Source organism: Lysinibacillus sp. RC79 (assembly GCF_041262405.1).
Lineage (GTDB): Bacteria > Bacillota > Bacilli > Bacillales_A > Planococcaceae > Lysinibacillus.
Genome location: NZ_JBGCCD010000013.1, coordinates 75,409 through 98,456 on the forward strand (window position 1 = coordinate 75,409; position 23,048 = coordinate 98,456).

At 36.2% G+C, this 23,048-nt stretch carries 20 protein-coding genes; 3 read left to right on the plus strand and 17 right to left on the minus strand.

Annotated features, from left to right (window positions below; all coding sequences use genetic code 11):
• Positions 1–48: 48 nt before the first annotated feature.
• Positions 49–1,434, minus strand: coding sequence for a UDP-N-acetylmuramoyl-tripeptide--D-alanyl-D-alanine ligase (locus tag ABH968_RS14125; protein ID WP_370044862.1), 1,386 nt, complete (start codon positions 1,432–1,434; stop codon positions 49–51).
• 132 nt (positions 1,435–1,566) lie between these two features.
• On the minus strand, positions 1,567–2,961 hold the full coding sequence (locus ABH968_RS14130; protein ID WP_370044864.1) for a UDP-N-acetylmuramoyl-tripeptide--D-alanyl-D-alanine ligase: 1,395 nt from the start codon (positions 2,959–2,961) through the stop codon (positions 1,567–1,569).
• Between the two features lie 149 nt (positions 2,962–3,110).
• On the opposite strand from ABH968_RS14130, the gene ABH968_RS14135 reads away from it, so the two are divergent.
• On the plus strand, positions 3,111–4,316 hold the full coding sequence (locus ABH968_RS14135; protein ID WP_370044977.1) for an ATP-grasp domain-containing protein: 1,206 nt from the start codon (positions 3,111–3,113) through the stop codon (positions 4,314–4,316).
• A 101-nt stretch (positions 4,317–4,417) separates the two neighbouring features.
• On the opposite strand, the gene ABH968_RS14140 is transcribed toward ABH968_RS14135, so the two are convergent.
• Together ABH968_RS14140 and ABH968_RS14145 are read right to left on the minus strand one after the other, a co-directional pair.
• Positions 4,418–6,643 carry a YheC/YheD family protein gene (locus ABH968_RS14140; RefSeq protein WP_370044865.1) on the minus strand — a complete coding sequence of 742 codons (2,226 nt, stop codon included), beginning with the start codon at positions 6,641–6,643 and terminating at the stop codon, positions 4,418–4,420.
• A 654-nt stretch (positions 6,644–7,297) separates the two neighbouring features.
• Positions 7,298–7,729, minus strand: coding sequence for a hypothetical protein (locus ABH968_RS14145; RefSeq protein ID WP_370044867.1), 432 nt, complete (start codon positions 7,727–7,729; stop codon positions 7,298–7,300).
• Positions 7,730–8,336: 607 nt separating this feature from the next.
• Between ABH968_RS14145 and ABH968_RS14150 the strand changes: the two genes are divergently transcribed.
• Complete coding sequence (locus tag ABH968_RS14150) at positions 8,337–8,540, plus strand: hypothetical protein (protein ID WP_370044869.1); 204 nt, start codon at positions 8,337–8,339, stop codon at positions 8,538–8,540.
• Positions 8,541–8,939: 399 nt separating this feature from the next.
• On the opposite strand, the gene ABH968_RS14155 is transcribed toward ABH968_RS14150, so the two are convergent.
• The 6 genes from ABH968_RS14155 to ABH968_RS14180 form a co-directional block, all read right to left on the minus strand.
• Positions 8,940–9,275: a DMT family transporter gene (locus ABH968_RS14155; RefSeq protein WP_370044871.1), complete on the minus strand. Its 336-nt coding sequence runs from the start codon at positions 9,273–9,275 to the stop codon at positions 8,940–8,942.
• A gap of 13 nt (positions 9,276–9,288) precedes the next feature.
• Positions 9,289–9,615 carry a DMT family transporter gene (locus ABH968_RS14160; protein WP_370044873.1) on the minus strand — a complete coding sequence of 109 codons (327 nt, stop codon included), beginning with the start codon at positions 9,613–9,615 and terminating at the stop codon, positions 9,289–9,291.
• A 5-nt stretch (positions 9,616–9,620) separates the two neighbouring features.
• Positions 9,621–10,151, minus strand: a complete 531-nt coding sequence (locus tag ABH968_RS14165; RefSeq protein ID WP_370044875.1) for a TetR/AcrR family transcriptional regulator — start codon at positions 10,149–10,151, stop codon at positions 9,621–9,623.
• 373 nt (positions 10,152–10,524) lie between these two features.
• On the minus strand, positions 10,525–11,793 hold the full coding sequence (locus ABH968_RS14170) for a DUF5068 domain-containing protein (RefSeq protein WP_370044877.1): 1,269 nt from the start codon (positions 11,791–11,793) through the stop codon (positions 10,525–10,527).
• A gap of 425 nt (positions 11,794–12,218) precedes the next feature.
• Positions 12,219–13,733: an osmoprotectant update ABC transporter permease/substrate-binding subunit OpuFB gene (gene opuFB / locus ABH968_RS14175; protein ID WP_370044878.1), complete on the minus strand. Its 1,515-nt coding sequence runs from the start codon at positions 13,731–13,733 to the stop codon at positions 12,219–12,221.
• Positions 13,726–14,691 carry an ABC transporter ATP-binding protein gene (locus ABH968_RS14180; protein ID WP_370044880.1) on the minus strand — a complete coding sequence of 322 codons (966 nt, stop codon included), beginning with the start codon at positions 14,689–14,691 and terminating at the stop codon, positions 13,726–13,728. Before ABH968_RS14180 ends, opuFB begins: the two co-directional genes overlap by 8 nt.
• Before the next feature lie 818 nt (positions 14,692–15,509).
• Here ABH968_RS14180 and ABH968_RS14185 point away from each other — a divergent pair.
• Entirely contained in the window at positions 15,510–16,235 is a 726-nt protein-coding gene (locus ABH968_RS14185) for a glucosaminidase domain-containing protein (protein ID WP_370044881.1), read from the plus strand.
• Positions 16,236–16,456: 221 nt separating this feature from the next.
• Here ABH968_RS14185 and ABH968_RS14190 read toward each other — a convergent pair whose 3' ends face one another.
• The 7 genes from ABH968_RS14190 to ABH968_RS14220 are packed head-to-tail and all read right to left on the minus strand — an operon-like array spanning position 16,457 to position 22,971.
• Positions 16,457–17,323, minus strand: a complete 867-nt coding sequence (locus ABH968_RS14190) for a C40 family peptidase (protein WP_370044883.1) — start codon at positions 17,321–17,323, stop codon at positions 16,457–16,459.
• The gene (locus ABH968_RS14195) at positions 17,320–18,105 is read right to left on the minus strand and encodes a serine hydrolase (protein ID WP_370044884.1); all 786 of its coding nucleotides are present in this window, start codon (positions 18,103–18,105) and stop codon (positions 17,320–17,322) included. Before ABH968_RS14195 ends, ABH968_RS14190 begins: the two co-directional genes overlap by 4 nt.
• A 7-nt stretch (positions 18,106–18,112) precedes the next feature.
• Positions 18,113–19,045: a S66 peptidase family protein gene (locus ABH968_RS14200; protein WP_370044886.1), complete on the minus strand. Its 933-nt coding sequence runs from the start codon at positions 19,043–19,045 to the stop codon at positions 18,113–18,115.
• On the minus strand, positions 19,042–19,989 hold the full coding sequence (locus tag ABH968_RS14205) for an ATP-binding cassette domain-containing protein (protein ID WP_370044888.1): 948 nt from the start codon (positions 19,987–19,989) through the stop codon (positions 19,042–19,044). Before ABH968_RS14205 ends, ABH968_RS14200 begins: the two co-directional genes overlap by 4 nt.
• Positions 19,979–21,043 (minus strand): ABC transporter ATP-binding protein, encoded by a 1,065-nt coding sequence (locus ABH968_RS14210; protein WP_370044890.1) that lies wholly within the window; start codon positions 21,041–21,043, stop codon positions 19,979–19,981. The genes ABH968_RS14205 and ABH968_RS14210 overlap by 11 nt, the downstream gene beginning before the upstream one ends.
• A 6-nt stretch (positions 21,044–21,049) precedes the next feature.
• On the minus strand, positions 21,050–22,024 hold the full coding sequence (locus tag ABH968_RS14215; RefSeq protein WP_370044892.1) for an ABC transporter permease: 975 nt from the start codon (positions 22,022–22,024) through the stop codon (positions 21,050–21,052).
• A complete protein-coding gene (locus ABH968_RS14220) occupies positions 22,024–22,971 on the minus strand; it encodes an ABC transporter permease (protein ID WP_370044894.1) in 948 nt (315 codons plus the stop codon). Before ABH968_RS14220 ends, ABH968_RS14215 begins: the two co-directional genes overlap by 1 nt.
• Positions 22,972–23,048 lie beyond the last annotated feature (77 nt).

Sequence of the window (23,048 nt, forward strand, 5' to 3'; positions counted from 1 at the left end):
TTAATATTTTGAAAAAAGAAGCTTTCCTTAAGGAAGCTTCTTTTTCTATTATTTATTTTTTAACTGATTCGCAAATTCTATCATAGATTTGCTAGACATTGGACCTTTAATAAGTACAATGGTTTCACTATCGAGCTTATGCTTTAGTACATCTAAAACGCCTGTAACATCATTAAACATATGAACATCTGCCTTGGTGCTATCCTTCAACGCTTGATTCGCAATATTTTCTGCTCTTTTGCCAATAGTAATAAGCGTATCAATATTTCTTTTCGCGACCATTGTGCCAATCTCTCGATGATATTTTTCTTCGAAATTCCCTAATCTCTTAATGTCACCTAAAATAAGAATTACTTTTTTCCCTTTTCCTATCGTATCTAAAACCTTCAGTGCTGCTTCAACAGAAGTCGGGTTATTTGTCCAAGTATCATCTACTATAGTACATTCACCGATGCCTGTTGAAAATTCTAAGTGTCTTGCCATCGCTTTGAACGTTTTTAATTGCGAAATTGCGACAGCAATGGAAAGTCCCATTTCCTTCACTGCAGCTATAGCCGCTAATGCATTATATACTTGGTGTTCTCCGTATCCTGGAACAAATAAATTGTATTTGTCATTTGATACTTTTAGTACAAATTTCATGCCGCCTTTTGTGAATTGTATATTCGTAGCTTGATAATCTGCCTTTTCGTTGACGCCAAAGGTAATAATTTTTCCTTTAAATTTATTTAGGGGGATTTTTTTAATGTTTTCATCATCACCATTAATGATTAACGTGCCATCTTTTCTTATTCCTTCTACAATTTCAGCCTTTGCTTTGATATAGCCATCAAGATTATTGCATCCATCTAAATGATGGACACCAATATTCGTAATAATACCAATCGTAGGTTGATAGATCATACATTGGTGTTTAATATTCCCTATATTCCCCAGTCCTAATTCAAAGATAGCTGCTTTTGTTTTCTGATCGATGCCAGTCAAGTACGGTAAGGATTGTCGAGGTTCATTTTTACTGCTGACAGATGCTTGAACATTCCATTCCTTACTAGCTATGTGTTTAATCATCTCTTTTGTTGTCGTTTTACCACATGTTCCAGTCAAAGCAACGACTGGTATTTGAAATAGATCTCTGTAATATCCCATGAATTTCCAATAGGCGTGCAAAATACTCTTGACGCGTATAACGGCCGTATTCTTAAGCGCATTTTTCAATTCCTCTGATGATTTATCAGAAATGACTAGAGATGGTCCCTTTCGATCTATTTCTTGCCAGTTAATTTGATCACTTTTACTAACAAACATAAGTGTATGATTTTGAGTCAGTTCATGTCGGTTATAATAAATTGCATGTTTAACAGACCAGTGTTCAGAACCGCTTAATAATTCTCCTTGTAATAATTTTCTTATATCGCTCACACTTATATGTTGCAAGTTAACTACGCCCCCTTTCTATAAAGTATATTTCTGAATAAATGAGTATCATAGTTTATGCATTTCTAACAATTGACTATAGAAATGCTCATTCTAGTAAATGATGAAAAATAACATTTATTTAGGTGAAATCTATTCGGAAGTAGATGATTTTTTTATTTTTAAATCATCTGCCAACTTAGAAACTTCTTTACTATACATATCTCCTTTAATGAAAAGAACCGTATTTTCATCTACAATATCTTCTAACAATTTATAGACGCGTGTACTATTTTTAAAAATATACACAGGTGAACTCATTCCTGCCTCAATGGCATGAAGCGCCATAATACTTGCATGTTCCCCTATCGTAATAAGTACATCGACCCCAATTTCACTAATTAATTCTCCCGCTTGTTCGTGAATTATATATCCCCAAGACCCTAAATCTGTTATCGTCCCAATAATGGCAATCGTTTTCTTGCCTTCTCCGAGCGCTTTCAAAACCTTTAATCCTGCCTCCAAAGAAGTAGTCGTAATATTCCATGTATCATCTAGTAATATGGAATTATTAATACCCTTAAACACCTGAAGCTGCTTATTCAATTTTCGGAATGATGGCAGTTGTTCAGCTGCTAAAGAAATCGGCAAACCCATTTCACAAATAGCTGCAATCGCAGTAAGCGCATTATATACTTGATGCTCGCCAAAACCTGGTACATAGAATTCATAGAGTTTCTTTTTGTGACGAACGTTGAACAGCATACCGTTTTTGTGGTAGCGAATATTACTTGCTTGAAAATCACAGGATTCATGCTTACCTACTTTAATAATGCGTCCTTGAAACTTCGATAAATCTATTTTACTCGAGTTGATATCATCAGCATTAAGGATTAAGGAGCCTGTGGGACTAATAATGTCCAGCATTTCACCCTTTGCTTGGATATACCCCTCTAAAGTTTTACAATAATTTAAATGATGTGCCCCTATATTTGTAATAATCCCAATAGTCGGCTTGAAATATTCCCCCGCAAGTTTGATGTCCCCCGGTGAACCAACAGCAGTTTCAAAAACGGCTGCGTCGGTATGATCATCAATATTCAGTAAATATTGTAAAGAAGCAGTTCTAGAATTACTACTAAGTGGCGTTGATGCTACATTTTTTTCTGCAGAAAGTATATGTTTGATCATTTCCTTCGTCGTCGATTTACCAGAAGTACCAGTAATGGCTACTACAGGGATATTAAATTGATTGCGATAAAAATTTACAAACTTCCAATAGGCCTCATCTGAATCTTCTACTTTAATAATAATTATTTGCTCAGGTAATTCATTTTGACTGTATAGTCTATCGGTTACAAGCACTATAGGATAAAGTGACTTATAATCTTTCCAGTTGACAATACGCTTATTTGTAAAAAGGGCGGTATTTGGTTTTTTCACTTGCTTCAGTCGATAAGCACCATGTTGAATCAACACTTCCTCCGACCCTTGCACTAATTGGCCTGCAGTTATCGCTTTTAAATCCTGCACCGTAAGAGGCTTCATATCAATTTCCCCTCCTTTCCTCTCTAGTATATGTAACTTCTTTAAAGTTGCTTGGATGTATGCAAGATACATAACTAGAGGAAAACTATTTCTTCGCATATATATATAGTTGATTAAGTATCTAACGAACAATAGAAGGAGTGATATACCTGAAAACGATTATATTTATTGGCACAAACAAATCCGGGTCAAGTCGTGAAGCAACAAAAGCAGCAGAAAAACTAGGTTATTTTACCGTCCTTTTTACTAACAACGAAAAGCAGTTACAGCAGAGAAAAGCCTACCCAGATATTCATAAAATGATTCTTATTGATACTTCGAATATAGAAGACATGAAAGATGAAATTTATAATTTAACTAAAACCGGGTTAGAAATAAAATCTATTGTTAGTTTTGTCGATCCTTTTGTCCATATTGCCTCAATTTTATGTGATGAATTTTGTGACAACTATACATCTTCAACAGCTATCGAAATGATGGAGGATAAAGAAAAAACTAGAAATTTTTTAAAGAACCAGCCTTATTCTCCTAAATTTTTTCTTCTCAAGCCAAATGAGTCCGTCTCTAACAACTTAGAATTTCCACTTATTGTGAAATCTCCAAAATCAACAGGCTCTAAAGATGTTTTGTTAGCTAACGACTCAGACCAACTGAAGAAACACCTGAGCCATCTACGAAGTAAAAATCCTCGTGAAACAATAATGATTGAAGAATATATCGAAGGTCCGCAATATTTAGTAGAAGCACTTGTCTATAAACGGCAAGCTCATGTCATCGGTATTATTGAACAAGAAATTACTCAAGGTAAACGTTTTATCATTACTGGTTATGGTGTTCTCGTTAAAGCTCCTAAAGAAATTCAAACCGGACTTGAGGAAGTTCTCCAATCTATTGTTAAAGCGTTTAACATCGAAAATGGTGCTCTGCATTTAGAGCTTCGTTTAACAAAGAATGGCTGGAAGCTAATAGAGATTAATCCACGAATCTCAGGGGGAGCAATGAATACTATGCTTCACGCCGCTTTTGGATTTAATTTAGTGGAAGAAACACTTAAATTATTTTTAGGTGAACGCCCCGATATCAATCCAAAGCACAGAAAGTTTGTCTATACAAAATACGTCATTGTTGAAAGTAAAGGTATTTTAGAAAAAGTTCTTGGAAGAAACAGAGCAACTAATTCTTCAGGAGTTGTGGATGTATATGTGAAGCCGAAAAGAGGGACATTGTTGATTCCTCCATTATCGATGGGACATCGTTATGCATATGTAATTGCGGAAGGTGCGACATTAGCTGAAGCTAAAAATAAAGCCATTAACGCCGCAAAAGAAATAAAGTTCGTTCTAAAAGTATCTTAGATTTAAAACGCCTTCTGAAAAAATGTTCTCATTATTTAGCTATAAAAAAATATCCCGAATAATTGTTTCCTTCGAAAGGTCAATTACTCGGGATATTTTATTTATTCTTGAAATTTTTGATCTAAAAATTTAACCGTGTCAAACATATTTGTTTTACTAGCACCCTTTACTAAAATGGTATCGTGGGGTTTTATTACTTTCTCTAAGAGAGCATGCAAATCATCCTTGTTGAGGAAATGATAAATTTTAGAAGGATCCATCCCTATAGCCTTCGCTGCTGCTCCCATTTCCTCCGTTCTAAAACCATAAGTGATGAATAAATCTATGTCCTGCTCGTAAATGTATTCGCCCACTTTACGGTATTCCTCTTCTCTCAAATCCCCTAATTCTCGCATTTGACCAATAATAGCAACTTTACGTTTCTTCGCTATATTTGTAAGAACATCAATAGCAGCACGTACGCCCTGAGGATGAGAGTGAACGGTATCGTCAATGAGTGTAATGTCATCGCGACAGTTATAAATTGTTAATCGTCTAGGTGGTTTTTTGAAATTTAGCCCTGCTTTAATATCTGCTGGACTAAATCCTAAATAATCTGCAACCGCAACAGCATTTAGCGCATTATAAACATGATGTTCTCCTAAAATTGGGACATACATTGCAATTTCCTGCCCATGCAGCTTTATTTTAAAGGTCATACCGATGTCCTTATATTGAATATCATAAGCTTGATAGTCCGCTGTGCTATGAATTCCAACAGTTAAGATTTTTCCTTTAAACTGCTGTGTCTCTAAATACTTAGAATTATCATCGTCCTTATTTAATATTAATAAACCGTTTTGGTCCATTCCATGTATTAATTCCGACTTTGCCTTGGCCACTCCTTTAATATCTCCATCAAAGTTACCCACATGAGCTAAACCGATATTAGTAATAATACTAATATTCGGTTGGATAATGCTACAGTGATTTGTTATGATACCTGGATAAGCCATTCCGTACTCAAGCACAACAGCCTCGTGCGAAGCATTAATTTCTTCTTTATGTTTTTTCGTATGCTCTGTTGTATTCCAATAATCTTTTGACTCAAAGATATTCCATTTTTCCGATAAAATGGAGGCTAGGAATGCTTTTGATGTCGTTTTTCCAGCACTGCCGGTAATCGCGATAATCGGTAAAGCCTTTTCTTCTGGTAAAGCTTTTTCTACTGCTAATGCTTCTTCTACTAAAGCCCTTTCTTCGGATGAATCCTTATTTTTCCTATGTTGCCTAATTTCCCTTTTAATTTGCTTCTGGTTCTTAGCAAGGTACATTGCATACCTTATAGTATTGATGACCACATCTAATTCTAAATAAAAAGCAGGAGGGCAACCTGGTCGCCAGTTTACTTCATACATCCAAATTTTTCTTTGCTCATCTAAGCCTACATCAATGCCAATTTCATCAATAACTTCTCCAAATTGTTCCATCTGAATTTCATCTAAATGGCGAGCCAGTGACAAGGAAAAATGCTCTAACATACGCCGAATATCATAAGCCTCTTCTTTAAATTCCTGCTCTAGAAAAGGATCTAAATAATTTGTAAAACCACCATTGTTAATATTAGGTATAATCGAGCCATTTGGTGCAATTCGCGGATAAACCGTCGTTATAACCCATTTACCCTCACCGTTTTTTTGAACATGAAGACGAAAATCATAAATTTGACCTGATTTTGTTTTTGATTGAATATAGGGCTGCACAATAAATGTGCCTGTAGAAAGTTGCCCCCTAATTAATTCATCTAGCTGTGACTGTGAACAAACAGTAGTTTCCCTATCCTTCTTTACCTCAAAGTTAGTTCTTCCTACTTTCGAAATAAAATAAATCCCTTTTCCCTTCCGGCCATCTATCGGTTTAAATACGACTTTTTTATAAAAAGCCATAAATTTATGGAGTAAATCAACATTTTCCACAACCTCAGATGGAATTAAATACTTATCAAATTCCTTTGCTTCTTTAAGTCGCTTCATAACATTCCATTTATTCCCTATAGAATGAGTTGTAAAAGGTATTTCCTTTTTCAATTTCTCAATAATGTCCTTTGATACCGATAATTTTTCTGGACTTCCTGCATTGTATATAACATCTGGAAAGGGCATCATTTTTTCATGCCAATCACCATTTTCATATACCTTTCCTCTAATAGAACGCTTATCAAAGTCAACGCTTTTTGGTGTAAAGTAAAAAAATTGAGCCCCTTCTGCTTGTGCAACGGCCGCAAATGCATATGACTTAAGAACAGTTCTAGGATCTAGACGATGATGTAACATTCCAATAATTGTCATTCATTAATCTCTTCCCTTCATAGGATTCTCTCTCTAATAAATTCAATGACTACAACGTGTACCTAGACAGATGCTCTAATTTTTATGTTATTTTAATAGTATCAATTATGCCTCGGCATAATTGTTGCTGTCGCTTCGCTTTCGCACAGATAAACATTGTGTCCGGAATCGGCTTTGTGCTTAGGCCTGCACGAGGGCCGACATGATGTCGGTTATTTCGGTAATGCCACAGGACGTGGCCGTTTTTACCGATGCAGGTCAGTTAGCCGTTATCGCATGGATGCGATGATTTTAGGCTAACATCCTTTATTAACTCCTTTCCGATTTCCGTGACATCCGCCGGAGGCTTTTGGCCAACAAATGTTTTTTGCGCGAAAGCGAAGCGTCAGCGGCAGATGTTTTTTGCGCGAAAGCGTAGTGCAAACGCAGCGTCAGCAACGTGTTTTGACTGTGCGAAAGCGAAGCGACAACAAAAGGGTTTTATCTGCGCGAAAGCGAAGCGGCAGCGGCAACAGCACGATGTTGGTCACTCAGGCATTTTCACAGGATGTGAAGTTCTTAGCCTGAGTTCCTCTATTTCAGCGGATGTCTTTTGTACCGAAAGCGTAGCGACAGGTACAGATGTTTGAACACCCGCTGAAAGAAGTTAAAATTTCACCATTTGGGCTCAATGATAAATTTCCCTTTTAACATGTCAGGCTTTAATAACTGAATCGCAGATATACCACTTAATTCAATGGATTTTTCTGAGGATGTTCGCTCTAAGCGGACAACCTCTGCTATCAAATTCGTATCATGCCCTTCATAATCATAGGCTCGCAAAAGCGAAACAGTTCCTCGACAACTTTCTCTATCAATTGCCTCTATGCGAAAAAACTCTGTTTCAAATTGTTTTACCGTATCCATTAACCTTAAATGAGTACCGTTGTGTGTTATTAAAAAAAAGGGAATCGTATCACTTCCCACTATTTTCACAAGCAGCTGACCAAAATATTTAGAATGAAATTCCTTTATCATATCCTGGAGTGCTTTTATGTCGTAGAGCGCTTCACATAGAAAATGGTTTCTTTTGTTTTCATTATTCATTTCCCCAGCCCCCTCCCTAGTCTTAATGAACTATCCTTAAACATTGATACAATTACAAAAATATTCAACACCTTATCGCTATAATATGTAGCGCTTAGGAATATGACGACTTTTTTCGGAAAGGAAACAAGGATTCTACAAAAAAGAAAACGTCCTTTTTGTTTTATTAAAAGTCAAGATATAAGCTGAAACTATTTTAAATAGTGAATTCTTATTTAATGTCACACATTTTATGTATAGAAATTAAAAGGATAGAAGAGCTTAAATAAATTCGCTCTATCTATCCTCTTTTTTATCACAGTTGACCCTATTTACTACAACAATTAAATCAATCTAATGTTGCAGTAATTTAAAAGGAGCTTATATCAATTATTAATTGTACATTAAAGCCTATTTCTTAAACTTCTAAGTAATAAAAGTTATAGGTTGTTTTCTAAAAGATTGTTGCTATTCAACTAAAGGAGTTTAGTTGAAGAAGAGGTTTTTTTGCGAATGTGTTGAATAAGTTAATTGAACGAAAGGGGGGTGCTTTACTTCAAGTCTGGGGGTGGCACTTTTTTCTTAAACTAACGCAGGATAGTTCAATAATATTTATAGGGGGCATTTTATGATTAAGTCTTTAAAAGGGCAATTTTTCTTATCTATATTTGTTGCTATTGGCTTTGTTTATGTTAATTTTTCTAGTATTGAGTTTATTGCTGACAAGAGGGATCCAACCGTTCGGGTAATATTTTTCTTCATTATAATTTTATCGGTGTTTAATGCGGGATTATTGACGGAAAAATACATTCAAACAAGAAAGAAGAAATAACTTTTATCCAACTCCCATGAAAGAACTTAATCATCTTTCATTTTCTGTGGTGAAGAGCTGATTTTTGCGCTTCATGGATGGCTAACGGGGTGCTTTAGTTTTAAAAAACAGAGTTGATTCTACACGTAGAAACCAAACTCTGTTTTAAATTGCAATCTAATTGAGCAACAATATAGAATACAGCCTAAACTTAAAGTAATAACCTAGATAACCAAAAAGGATTAACCTCATTGATTTAATAATTTTTCTTTAATCCTGAAATTAAATGTTCTTGAACCTCTTCTAAAGTTATATCTCCATTTAATGTGTGACATTAAAGACAAACTCTTGATATTATTGTTTTATAATACATTCACTTATCTTTAATTTTACAGAGCAGGACGTTTTCCTTTTTGTATATTATGCTGTCGCATTATGATGGTCTCCCTGATTTAGTAGAATAACACCACCAATAATCAGTGTAATTCCGATCGCTGAGTAAAGATTAAAAATATCTCCCCATACAACGATACCCACAATGACTGTTAATGCTGTACCTATGCCAGACCAAATGGCATATGCAAGGCTTAATGGTAACGTTTTTAAGCAAAGGGACAATGAATAAAACGAAATGCCATATCCTACTGCGACAGCTATAGATGGACCAAGAATTGTAAATGCTTCTGAAAACTTAAGCATCGTTGTTGCAATTACCTCACTGACAATGGATAACGCTAAAAATAGATAACCCTTCATTACAAATTCCTCCTTAATGTCCGCTACCAGCAAGGTTAAGAATAACCACACCGACAATAATTAATAGAATACCCATAAGTTTTTTTAGATTGAACAATTCCTTATAAAAGACTATACCGATTATCGCCGTTAGCGCCGTTCCTATCCCTGCCCATATCGCATACGCAGTGCCAATTGCTAAAGATTGTAATGTTAGAGAAAAGAAATAAAAAGCCGTTCCATATCCAACCACTACACCAATTGAAGGGAATAATCGTTTAAAGCCATTTGTAAGTTTCAGCATCGAGCTTGCAAAAACTTCTGAGATAATTGAAATGAATAAAAAACCAAAAGCACTCATGTATGTTAGTCCTTCCTTGTCATGTGCATTAATTGTTCAAAGACACCGTCTGCTGCCTTAGCGGAAATCGGTGCGATATTTAATAGTTTTGAATAATACAATCCATCAATCGTTAACCGAATCAAATGAACAACGGATTCCTCCAAACCATCTTGAAACAACTCTACTAGTAAACATTCATAAACTGTTGAGATGGATGAATGGTCGTTTTGCATAATTTGAATCGCAATATTTAAAGCTGCCCCACTCGCAAGATCTTTTTGAGAAGCTAAAATAAATGCTCTCGTTAATCTCCCTGTTCCTTGCTCAAGGCTTGCTAAATGCTCAAAGGATTGTACAACCTCGTTCAAAATCGTTTCAGCGATTGCTGATTGAAGGGCATCTTTCGTATTATAATGATACAGTAATCCACCCTTACTAATGTTCGCCCTACTAGCAATTTTATCTAAAGTTAAAGTACTTAAATCATTGTCCTTTAAATATTGAATCGCTGTTTGGATAATATGTGAACGTTTTAAATCTGCTTTTGATGACATATAATCGCCCCCTAAAAAAGCATAAAAAACCGTCTGGACGGTCTTTTTTATTTTATAGCTCTTATTGCACATCGTCAATTATAATGCTAAAAAATTTTGAGACCCGACCATCATTCACTTTTCGAGTCTCTAGTATTCTTCATCCTCTATATGCTCTATAATATTTCCAGGTTGAGAGCCCACCCATACCTTACATATCGCTTTAACTTAGAAAAACGTACGGCTCTCACATGAAAGCCCTAATACTAATGATGGAAAGATTGAAGCCCATCCCGCGGAAAGCACCAACTCGGAGTGAAAATCAACCTTTGCTTATAGTATTCTTTTGTCGCCAAGCTAAAACCCTCTCAAATTAAGAGAGGGCTCCTACATTTTATTTCGGTAATGTAAACGTTTCTTTTTTGCCTTTTGAAGTATCCTCTGCTCCTTTATTTCGGATAGGACCTAATTCTATGTCAAAGGCTTTGTCTTTCCAGATTTTTTCATATTGTTCTTGATCTAATACGAATACTTGTAATAGCTCGCCAGTTTCGCCAGCTTTAATAACTTCATTATAATTGTAATTTAATAGCATACCTTCGCTTAATGAATATTGCTTGCCATCATTAACTGTCAATTTCGAAGACATAGACGATAAGCCAATTTCACTTGACGCTTTATTTTCTAGCTTAAATTTCACTGTTAATAAAGTGACACCATTCGTGAAATTAGAGAAACGAGGAGCTTCCACTTCATTAGGTGTAAATTTTGTAAATTGATACCCTTCTAGAATAGCATTTACATTCCCTATTTTCTTACTTTCATTGATGTCGCTTTTTTCCTTCAACATCGTCTTTTCGCCCATATTGTCCATTGTTACTTTATCTTGATAAAATGACGAATTACTTGCTACTTTTTTCGAACCATCCGTATTTAAAGCAAGATTAAATCTTCCATCTGAACCAAAAGTAGAGCCATAATTTTCTTTTTCAGTAAACGGTTTTGATACCTTTACTATTACTGTGCCAAGTTCATTGATTTTTGCTAAATCTGTTTCACCGAATGGATAAGCGATATACCCCGTTATCTCTTCACCCGCTTTTAACAAATAATCTGTTTTATAGCTTAATTTTGTTGGTAATTGATCTTCTTCAGGAATTAAATACTTATCATTCGTATAATCTTTAGTTGCACCCGTGAATGTAGCGTCTAAAGTAGGCATGTAATACACATCTTTATCCATGTCATTCTTCACTGTATATTTAGCTAAAATGACGCCACCGTTAGTTTGTTCACCAAATGGAATATTAAAGTCCGTGTGAAAATCTTTTAATTCTACTACCGAATATGCATCAAGCGAAATTGAAACATTCTCCATTTTATGTACTTGTGGTTCATTGTTTTCAAAAAGAACTTTAGTTTTCCCTTGAGTTTCTTTTTCCATATAAGAAATTAAAGAAGCAAAGTCAGCTGATCCTTTAGTTGATTCTTGATCTTTTTTAGATTCTTCCTTTTGGACCTTATCTTTATCTTGTCCTTTTTCCTCCTGTGTTTTCTTTGGTTCATCGTCTTTTTTTGTTTCGTCCGCGCTTTTTCCACAGCCACTAAGAATAATTGAAGTTGATAAAATTAGCGAAGACATTAAAAATAAACTTTTTTTCATTTTTTCCTCCAAAATTTGTCTTTTTACATTGAGCTGATACCCATTTTAATCCACATTTAGGTCCAAAAACAACTTGTACTGGAAGAAATTATACTATCGATGTAATGACCATCCATATATTGTTTATTGAATAATTCAATTCTATTTTTCATTTTCAATTATTTTCCACATTCGTTCTTTTTTGAGTTATTTTTTTTGAATAATAATTATTAATGTACTAAAAAAACTGTATCGCTCTTAGTTTTCAGAAAATAAGTAAAATATACCCAAGAACATAGTCGCATGTGAAATCATGTTTTTTTAACTTTGCTGTCGCTTCGTTGTACATAATTCTCTTTTTAATATCTATGATAATAACTAACAAAAAAAGCTAGATAAAAGATAAGCATCTCTTTTCTAGCTTCTTGTACCATATGATTTTCGTCTTACAGCACTCCTGCCTTTATTAAATATTCACGTGCCACGTCTTCTATGTTTTGGCCTTCTACATTTACTCGATAATTCATTTCGCGCATCTCATCATCTGTTATTTGATTTGCCAGCTTATTTAAGGCTGTTTCAATCTTAGGATATTTCTTTAACGTCTCTTCCCTTAGTAAAGGAGCTCCTTGATAAGGTGGAAATAGTTGCTGGTCATCTGCTAAAACTCGTAGATTATATTGACGTATTTCACTATCCGTTGAATAAGCATCTAATACATCTATATTTCCTGATTCGATCGCCTGATATCTAAGCTTTGGCTCCATTGTTGTTATGTTAGAAAGTGTAATACCATAACGCTTTTGAATGCCTAAATAACCATCTTCTCGATCATTAAATTCCAAGGTGAAACCGGCTTTTATCGTTTCTTGAATAGGCTTAATGTCAGAAATTGTTTGCAAATGATAGGTTTCAGCCATTTCCTTTGATACTGCCAATGCATACGTATTGTTATATTTCATTGGACTAAGCATCACCATACCAAATTTATTTATCATGCCTTCTTTCGCCTGATGATAAACATCTTCCTGATTATTATTGATGGCTTCCTCTTTTAAAAACTCTGAAATTGCCGTACCAGTAAATTCTGGATAAATATCGATGCTACCAGATTTAAGTGCATTAAATACAAAGGAAGTTTTACCAAGCCCAGGTTTTAATTGCACCTTTAAGTCTGTTTCATTCTCAATAAGCAATTTATACATATTAATTAGAATCTCTGGCTCAGAGCCAAGCTTACCTGCAATCACAATTTCTTCTTTCTCTTTGAAGTTTAACAGCGGGAAGATCATCATTAATAATGCCACTACACTAATTATACTCAATGCTGTCATTGTTTTTTTAAAGGAAAGTGATTCTAGCTTTTTTAGTAAGAAGTCGAACACTAATGCTAAAATCGCCGCAGGAACAGCCCCTAAAATAATAAGTGCTGTATTATTTCGGTCAATACCAAGCAAAATGATATCCCCTAATCCCCCAGCTCCGATTAATGCTGCTAAAGTTGCTGTTCCGACGATTAATACCATAGCTGTTCTAATCCCCGCCATTATAACAGGCATAGCAAGAGGCAATTCTACTTTCACTAATCGCTTTCGCGTATTCATCCCCATAGCCATCGCTGCCTCTTTTAAAGAAGGATCTACTTCGTTTATCCCAGTAAATGTATTACGTAAAATCGGAAGAAGTGCATACACAACTAAGGCAATAATTGCAGGTACTTTTCCAATGCCAAACAATGGAATCAATAGCCCTAATAACGCTAATGAAGGAATCGTTTGTAAAACTGCACTAATACCAATAATACTTTCTGCTATTTTCTTTTTATTCGTTAAATAGATTCCTAGAGGAATAGCAATCACCACTGCAAAAAATAGTGCAATGAAGGAAATTTGAATGTGCTCTAATAAAGATGCCAATAGTTGGCCTTTTCGTTCGCTAAACACTCCCAAAAAATTAGCCATTTATATTACCTCTTTCTAAGGAATCTTGCGCTAAATACTGAAGCATGGATGCTCTTGTGACAACGCCAATTATTTCCCCGTTATCTTCCACACCTAAACATTCATCATGAGCTAATTTTTGAAGAATGGTATGCAAAGAATCTTTGGAAGAAATGGTGTTCTCCCGATTTCTTTGATTATCTTCATCAGCTATTGGTTCGATTACAGCTTGGATATTGAATGTATTCATCCCATACTCTGTTACCCCAATAAATTCTCGAACAAAATCATTAACAGGATTTTCTATGATTTCACGAGGAGTACCAATCTGTACAATCTCTCCATCCTTCATTACACATATGCGATCACCAAGTTTTAAGGCCTCTTGCATATCGTGCGAAACAAAGACAATTGTTTTTTGTATCGTTTGCTGAAGCTCAAGAAGATCATCTTGTAATTTTGTGCGGCTAATCGGATCTAAAGCACTAAAAGGCTCATCCATTAAAATGATTTCGGGATCAGCTGCTAATGCACGAACAACACCTACCCTTTGTTGCTCACCACCAGAAAGCTCTTTAGGCTTACGCTGACTATATTTATCTGGTTCAAGTCCAACCATATCCAATAACTCGCGAACTCGTTGCTGGATTTGCGGTTTACTCCATTTCTTCAATTCAGGTACAACAGCTATATTTTCTTCAATCGTCATATGGGGAAAAAGTGCAATTTGTTGAAGGACATAGCCAATACTCCACCGCAATTCATGAATGTTGTAATCACTAATTCTTTTACCGTTAATTCGAATGGTACCTTCTGTTAAATGAATTAATCGATTAATCATCTTTAATAATGTTGTTTTTCCACAACCACTAGGTCCAATAAGAACAAAAAATTCTCCCTTATTGATCTCTAAATTAATAGCTTTTACAGCAACTTGGTCATTTACATATTTTTTTGTGACATTTTCAAATGCTATCATCGTATAAGCTCCTTTTAATAATGCTCCTCAATAATCACACACTCTATTGCGTAAAATCACTATATTAAATGTAAATACATATTGTTGATAAACTATAAAATGAGAGGGTTGATTTCCGTTCCGACTGGGCGCTTTCCTGGGGGCATCCGATGAGCCGTATCGATTTACTCCAATCAACTACTCCACTTAGAATGGAACGGAAATCACCTTCAACATTTACAAAGATTACCTTGACCGTTTTGACAACAATATATACATAGACTTAAAGTTTTAATATAGAAATAAATTACTATTTTAATCCTCTTCATTTCATATACGTTAAGCAAAGTAGGTCTAGAACTAACACTATTTAAAGATTCATCATGTACCTATATATATTTCACTATCCTAAGTCATTTCAAACTTTTTTTTGTTTTATATCAAGACGTTGGTCCTCTTGACGCCCTACTCTATTTGTCTCATAATTTCCATAGAAAATCGTATACTGTTTTTGAGTACGAATAAATAATTTTCAATAAAGATTTCCTTTCGAAATTAATAGCTTCAGAGATGCTAATAATACCATTTTTGTTTTTAAGTAACTATTGCATCTAATCACCTTTCATTTCTAATTATGCTGGAAATTGAGGAACTAAATGAGGGGTTTTTTCGTTCTATAAATAATGTACTCTATAAAAATAGTCCTGACTGTATTTCTATTTATGACTCTGTATAATTAGAAATATATAAACCTCGTTATTGAAAAGAAAGGAGGGAGATGTTGTAATCTACCAACATCAATGACAATGAAATACTTTATTAATTTTTTAAAAGGACTTATGATTACTGTTATTGTTATCTGTATTTCGTTTTTTATGGTGACGCAGCTTTTCAATACTAATGAAACTAAAGAGTCTGTCGTTGTCGATAATCGCCCTAGTGTAGAAGAGTTTATTGGCGCTATTGCTGAAATTGCTCGGAAACAAGGTGCTGAAAATGACTTGTATGCATCGATTATCATTGCACAAGCCGTTTTAGAAAGTGAGCATGGACAAAGTGGCCTTGGATCTGCTCCAAATAACAATTTATTTGGTATGAAAGGTAGTTACCAAAATAACTCCGTTACATTTGAAACATCTGAGGATGATGGTTCAGGTAATATGACTAGAGTGATGGCTGAATTTCGCAAATATCCTTCCTATGAGGCTTCCATACAAGATTATGTAAAATTAATGCGTAATGGAGTTTCTTGGAACAAAAATTTCTATGCAGGAGTTTTTAAAAGAAATACAAAGGCCTTTACAGATGCTACGAAGTTTTTAACAGGCTCCTATGCAACAGATTCACAATACGATGAAAAGCTTAATGCAGTGATAGCAAAGTATGATTTACAACAGTATGACAGTCCTGTCAAAGATAAAAAAACAATTACCGTAGCTGATGGTGACTCTCTTATGCATATTGCAGAGGCTCATAATGTTAAAGTTACGTCCATTAAACAATGGAATCAGCTTCGATCTGATAGAATTGAAGCCGGTCAACAATTAAATATTTATAAATATTAATGTAAAAAATCTCCATGTGCAATTTTTGACATGGAGATTTATTTTTATTTCCCTATTCATCTCAAAAATAAAAAAAGAGAAGCCAAGTTCAAGCTTCTCTAACTTTTTATACTTATCATCATAACGTGTGGTTGATTTCCGTTCCGACTGGGCGCTTTGTTGCTGTCGCTTCGCTTTCGCACAGAGCAGAGCTTCCTGGGGGCGTCCGATCTCCACTCCAATCAACTTATATCAATTTCGCCTTGGGGTAATTCTAGCGTCTCTTTGCTTTCGCTACAGAACAAGCTGCCCACAGCGGTAATAGATGTTGCTAGATCTTTTCTATATTGCTGATGCTGTTCGTCCAGACTGTTAATATTAACCTCATTCCCGCCAAGCGAAGAGTGGACATAGAGTTTATCCCCTATATATAAAGCAATATGTCCTGGGAAGTATAATAAGTCTCCCTTTTGTATGTGCTCTAAAGATATTTCCTTGATAGGAAAACCTTCAACGATTTTGGCATCGCGATAAATATATACCCCGTTTAGCATATATGCCATTGAACATAGACCTGAGCAATCGATACCTAGTGGCGATTTTCCTCCCCAGCGATAGGGTGTTGCTAAATAGCTAAGCGCCGTTTGGACAACATTTTCTCGTAATTGTTGCTCAGGTAAGCTGTTTTCTGGAATTTTTTCTTGTAGCCATTGCCTACGTACATAGCCGATCTCACCCGCCACTAATTGCACTGCTGCCCATTCAGGTTCTATCTCGTCAATAGTAATCGAACAGATGATTGAGCCTTTAACGAGCGTCATCATTTTCGTGCTCTGAATTCGAGGCTGCTGTAAAACATCGGCGAAGCTTTGGTTAATAAAATGGTTTGCTTGTTGTAGCCAAGTATCAGTTTTTGCTTCATCCACTAGTAGGTTATCTTTCTGACAAAAACCTTCATAGCGACAATCGGTTTGTATGCGTACCCAGCTCTCATCTATGTCTTCCATGATTTGAACCGTCATTCCGTATAGTACCTCATCCACTAATTCTGAGGCTGCATCTGGCTTTGCATGTAAATTTGCAATCATTGCCGTCACAATGGCATTCATTCTATCGTCTCCTTCCGCTTCACCAAATAATCATAAACAACTTTGGATATTCGACCAATTAGCTGTCTTGCATGATCATTGTTAGTAACCTCAGTGACGAAAACGCCAATAAGATAATCACCAGAGCTGCTGTACACAATCCCAACATCATGATCTACCGTATCAAGACCACCTGTTTTATGAGCAAGTTTCACATCATCTACTAAATAACGCTTTAGTGATTCGTGTACACGTTGACGACTTAAAATCTCTAGCGTTAGTTCACTAAATACTGATGATAACAAGTCCCTGCGATAAATTCTTGAGAATAGCAGTGCCATATCACTTGCCGTCGTAGTATTATCTAAGCCTTTTGCAAGCCTCTCAAAATCCATCATCTTTCGTTGAATGGTTGTTTGCAGTAATCCAATTTGACGAAAATATTGATTGAGTGCCTCCATTCCTAGAAAATCGATTAGTACATTCGTTGCTGTATTATCACTCGTAATAGTCATCCATACTAAAAGCTCATAAATGGTACTTTGCTCTAGGCGCTGCTCACTAATAACACTAAAATCTACCCATTCTTCTGGTGCTATCTTAATCTCTTGCTCTAATGATAGGTTGTTGCTTTCTACATAATTCAGAACAGCAAGCAGTATAGGCACCTTAATTAAGCTAGCACTAGAAAATGTGTCATCTAGCTTTTCACTAATGAAAAATTGCTCAGTATTACAATCTTTCACAAACATATGCACTTTATAAGGTGCATTTTGAAGAATCTCTGTTATCGTTTGCTTCATATTTCACCTACTCTATAACTTTTATCATCTGATTCTCCGTGTCCATTGTGATCGTTCGACCAAGTGGCAGTGACATCATTGGTAAGATGTGACCGCAAGCTATGTCCTTTATGATAGGTTTATGGAGTGGACCTAAAATTTCTTGGAAAATTGTTTGTAGTGATAGGCTATGCTCTGGATGTTTTGGATTTTCAGGACCACAATTTGTCCAAGCCCCCAATAATATACCTGCCACCTCATCTAGTTTGCCTGCCAATTTTAGCTGCGTAAGCATCCGATCAACACGTTGCTCACTTTCGTCTATATCTTCTAAAAATAAGATTTTGCCCTTTGTATCAATTTCATAAGGTGTCCCAAGAGATGCCGTCACTAGTGTTAAGTTCCCACCAATAAGCTGCCCTGTCGCTTTTCCAGCTACAAACGTCATCATTGTACGCCCAGATGGATTTTCAAGACAGTAGTCCGTACGTTCTGTTGCTGTCACACTTTCAATAAAGGACTTCCATGTATATTCATCCATCTCTGGCCGAATAAATTCTGTAGAGGGCATTGGTGTATGATACGTGACAAAGCCACATTTTTGGTTAAAAGCGATATGTAGTGCTGTCACATCGCTATAGCCAGCAAATACTTTTGGGTTGGCTTTTATCGTATCGAAATCTAGAAGCGGTAAAATTTTCGTCGCTCCGTAACCTCCACGTATACAGAAAATGCCATCAATATTAGGGTCCCTAAACATTTGATTAACTTCAGCGGCTCTTAGTTCATCAGAGCCTGCTAAGTAGCCATGCCTTGCTCTACATGTTTCCCCAGCGACAACTTTAAAACCTAGCTTTTCAATACTTTGAACGGCAGGGAGAATTTTTTCAGGCGGTGTTGCACCCGAAGCGCTTATAAGACCGATTGTGTCACCTTTTTTCAATGCCTTTGGACGAATCATTTGCTTACCTCCATTTTTAGTGAAGTTCGGTATCTTTCCAATTCCTCTTCATTAGCCAAGACAAAATGACCTTCCTCTATTTCGAAAAATGACGGTGGCTGAATGTCATAGTTGTGCTGTGACGGATCATAGATTTCTACGACTTTGTCACGCTCCTTATAAGGATTTGGCTCAGGTACTGCCGATAATAATGCCCTTGTATAAGGATGAAGGGGATTAGCAAACAGCTTATCTGTCTCAGCTAGCTCAACAATTTTACCTTTATAAATAACAGCCGTTCGGTCCGTAATAAATCGGACTACAGATAAGTCATGAGCAATGAATAAATAGGTTAAATCATTTTGCTGCTGTAGGTTTGCTAGTAAATTTAATACTTGTGCACGAATGGATACGTCTAATGCTGAAATTGGTTCGTCCGCAATAATAAACTCTGGCTCCATTACTAGGGCACGTGCAATGCCGATACGCTGACGTTGCCCTCCTGAAAATTCATGCGGGAAGCGACTAGAAAACTCCGGTAATAATCCTACATTTAATAATGCATTGCGTACCTTCTGTTGACGATCAGCCTCATTTTTGAAGTTTTTTGTATTAATAAGTCCCTCTGAAATAATATAGTCTACTTTTGCACGTTCATTTAGAGATGCCATAGGATCTTGAAAAATCATTTGGATTTTCTGTGTAATTTCTCGATCCCACTCTTTCGATATTTTGCCATTTAGTTTCTTACCGTGATACAGTATTTGTCCTTCAGTGACTTCATTGATACGCATAATAGCTCGGCCGATTGTTGTTTTCCCAGAGCCTGATTCACCTACTAAACCAAATGTTTCACCTTTAAAAATATCGAAACTGACATCATCAATCGCTATAAATTTATTTTTGCCTTTACCAAAAACAACCTTTAAATTTTTCACCTCAACTACTACTTCTTTATGACTCATGGGCGTATCGTCTCCCTTCTTCGAAAAAGGCTTGTAGCGCTTCAGGAGGCTCTACTTTCGGAGCAAGTGGATCTAATAGCCATGTACGAGCATAATGTGTGTCACTCACCTGAAAAAATGGAGGACGCTCGACAAAATCGATCTTTAACGCATATTGATTGCGAGGTGCAAAAGCATCTCCTTTAATCTCTTGAAAAAGATTTGGTGGAGTACCTTTGATAGAATAAAGCTGCTCCCCTTTTGAGCCTAGTTGCGGTAATGAAGAAATGAGCGCCCACGTATAGGGATGCTTGCCATTAAAGAAAATTTCATGCGTCTTCCCTATTTCGATGACATCACCTGCATACATAACTGCAATACGGTCAGCAACCTTCGCGACAACGCCCAAATCATGCGTTATATAAACGGTTGTTAGTCCATATTTTTGTTGAAGATTTTTTAAAAGCTGCAAAATTTGTGCTTGGATTGTTACGTCTAATGCAGTTGTTGGCTCATCGCAAATTAAAATTTTGGGTTTACATGCTAGCGCAATAGCGATCACAATTCGTTGACGCATACCACCGGAAAATTCGTGAGGATATTGCTTATAGCGCTTTTCTACATCGTGAATGCCAACATCTTTTAACAATTTTAATGTTTCTTCGTATGCGACTTTTCCCTTTAAGTCTTGATGTAAATGAACACATTCCTCGATTTGCTTACCGATTGTTTTAAGTGGATTTAATGATGTCATTGGATCCTGTGTAACCATTGCAACTTCTTTTCCACGAATGCTTAGCCACTCCCACTCGGTTCTAAACTGCGCTAAATCCTGATCATTGTAGATGATCTGCCCCTGATCAATGAAGCCATTTTTGTCTAGCAAGCCCATGATTGATTTCATTAGTACAGATTTTCCTGAACCTGACTCGCCAACGATTGCAAGACTTTCACCTTTGTATAAATCAAGGGAGATATTACGAATAGCCGTTAGCACTCTGCCACGAAGTGTAAATTTAATGACAAGGTTATGAATGGTTAAAACAGGTGATTTAGTTTGTGTCACTTCCATCATCCCCCTTTATACGTGATTTTTCGGATCTGCTGCATCTGCAAATGAATTTCCTATAATATAAAATGCAATCGTAATGACGCTTAATACAATACTTGGGAAAATGAGCTGATATCTTAAATCTGGAGACATCATTAGTACTCGCCCTTCATTAATTAAATTTCCTAAAGACGGCTCACTAATCGGTAGTCCTAATCCGATGTATGTCAAAAATACTTCTGAGCCTATTGCAAATGGTATGGCTAGACTCATTCGTAACATAATGACCGAAATAAGATAGGGTAATAGGTTTTTTAAAATAATTCGATAATCAGGTGTTCCTAAACATTTTGAGGCTAAGTTATACTCACGATCACGCAAAATAACAATTTGATTGCGTATAAATCTCGCCATTTCTACCCAGCCAGTAATACACATGGCAATAATAATGGTTGAAATGCTTGGCCGCAAAATATAGGACATTAAAATAAGTACAATCGTTGTCGGTATATTATCAACGACGTTGTAAAGCTGTGTAATAGGCACCTCTAATTTACGCGAAAAGCCCCAAAGTGTACCGACAGTAATACCAACGATTGCCTCTACTAAAGCAACCATACAGCCAATAAATAACGAGGTCCTGGTCCCTGCCCAAATACGTGCCCATAAATCCTGCCCAATGGAATTTGTCCCAAACCAAAATTCAGTGTTTGGTGCAATATTACGTGCTTGGAGACCTGTCTGCTCATCTAAATATATTTCAGTCGGTGATTTTTGCGCTGGTAAATACGGCTGTAAAATGGTAAAAGCTACGATAATTAGCACGCCAACTAATAAAAAGACAGCGATGCGATTTTTCAAAAAGGATTTCCACGTTGAACGCCAATAGGAATAATTAGAATAGGCTGTTTCTTCAGCTTGACGTTCATCTACTTCCGCAAACTCGAACAATGTTTCACGTGATTTGTTTGAGATATTGTTTATTTCTTCTGAATACATTCCCATTAACGTACACTCTCCCCTTTCCCCAATTTAATCCGCGGATCAACAAGGGCCATTGCAATATCACCTAAAATGAGTCCGATAATTCCAAGCGAAGAGAAAACAAGCACTAAGCCTTGTACAATCGTATTATCTTGTCGCTGTATGGCATCTACAAGTAAGCCCCCCATCCCAGGAATGGAATATAAGGATTCAATGTAGATGGAACCTGTAATGGTAAAAAGAATAGTTGCGGGTAAATATTGTGCCATTGGAATAAAAGCGTTTCTTAGTACATGTTTAAACATTAATGTACGCTCTTTCACTCCTTTTGCTCTTGCTAGTTTGATATAATCTTTGTTTAGTTCATCCACCATATAACGCCGCATCCACATGGCATAGGAGGCAGTCGGTGCTAACGCCATTGAAGTCAGTGGTAAAATCCAAGTAATAGGATTATACTCATCAAAAAGCATTGGTAAATGAAAAATTTCTGTAATATACATTTGAATGACTAAATAATAGACGGCTGCTGGTACTGCAACGATAATGACAATATAGCCAGTCCCTAAGCGGTCCAACCAGCGCCCCTTCATCTGGGCCATCAATATTCCGAGCGGAACTCCAATTAGAAGAGATAGCACAACCGCACCTAAACCAAATAGCAAGGAATACATGATCTTATCTGCAATAATCGTGACGACTGGTACATCTGTCCGATATGTAACGGATTTACCTAAATCACCATGAAACAGCTTAGCGTAAAAATTTCCCAACTGTACAAGTAACGGGTCACGTAAACCTAAATTCGTTAAATATACTTCTTGTTGTGCAGGTGACATTTTATTCGCTGCTGCCCCTAAATAACCTTCTTCTGGCATTAAACGTAGTAATGAAAAAACAATCGTAATAATAATAAATAGTGTTAAAACTGATTGTAATAAACGTTTACCTATATACCCCAGCATCATTTCATCCTCCTTCTTCAGAAAGACTGAAGGAGATGCCGACTTTTTTATTTCGGTATCTCCTCGAATCAATTTCGCCT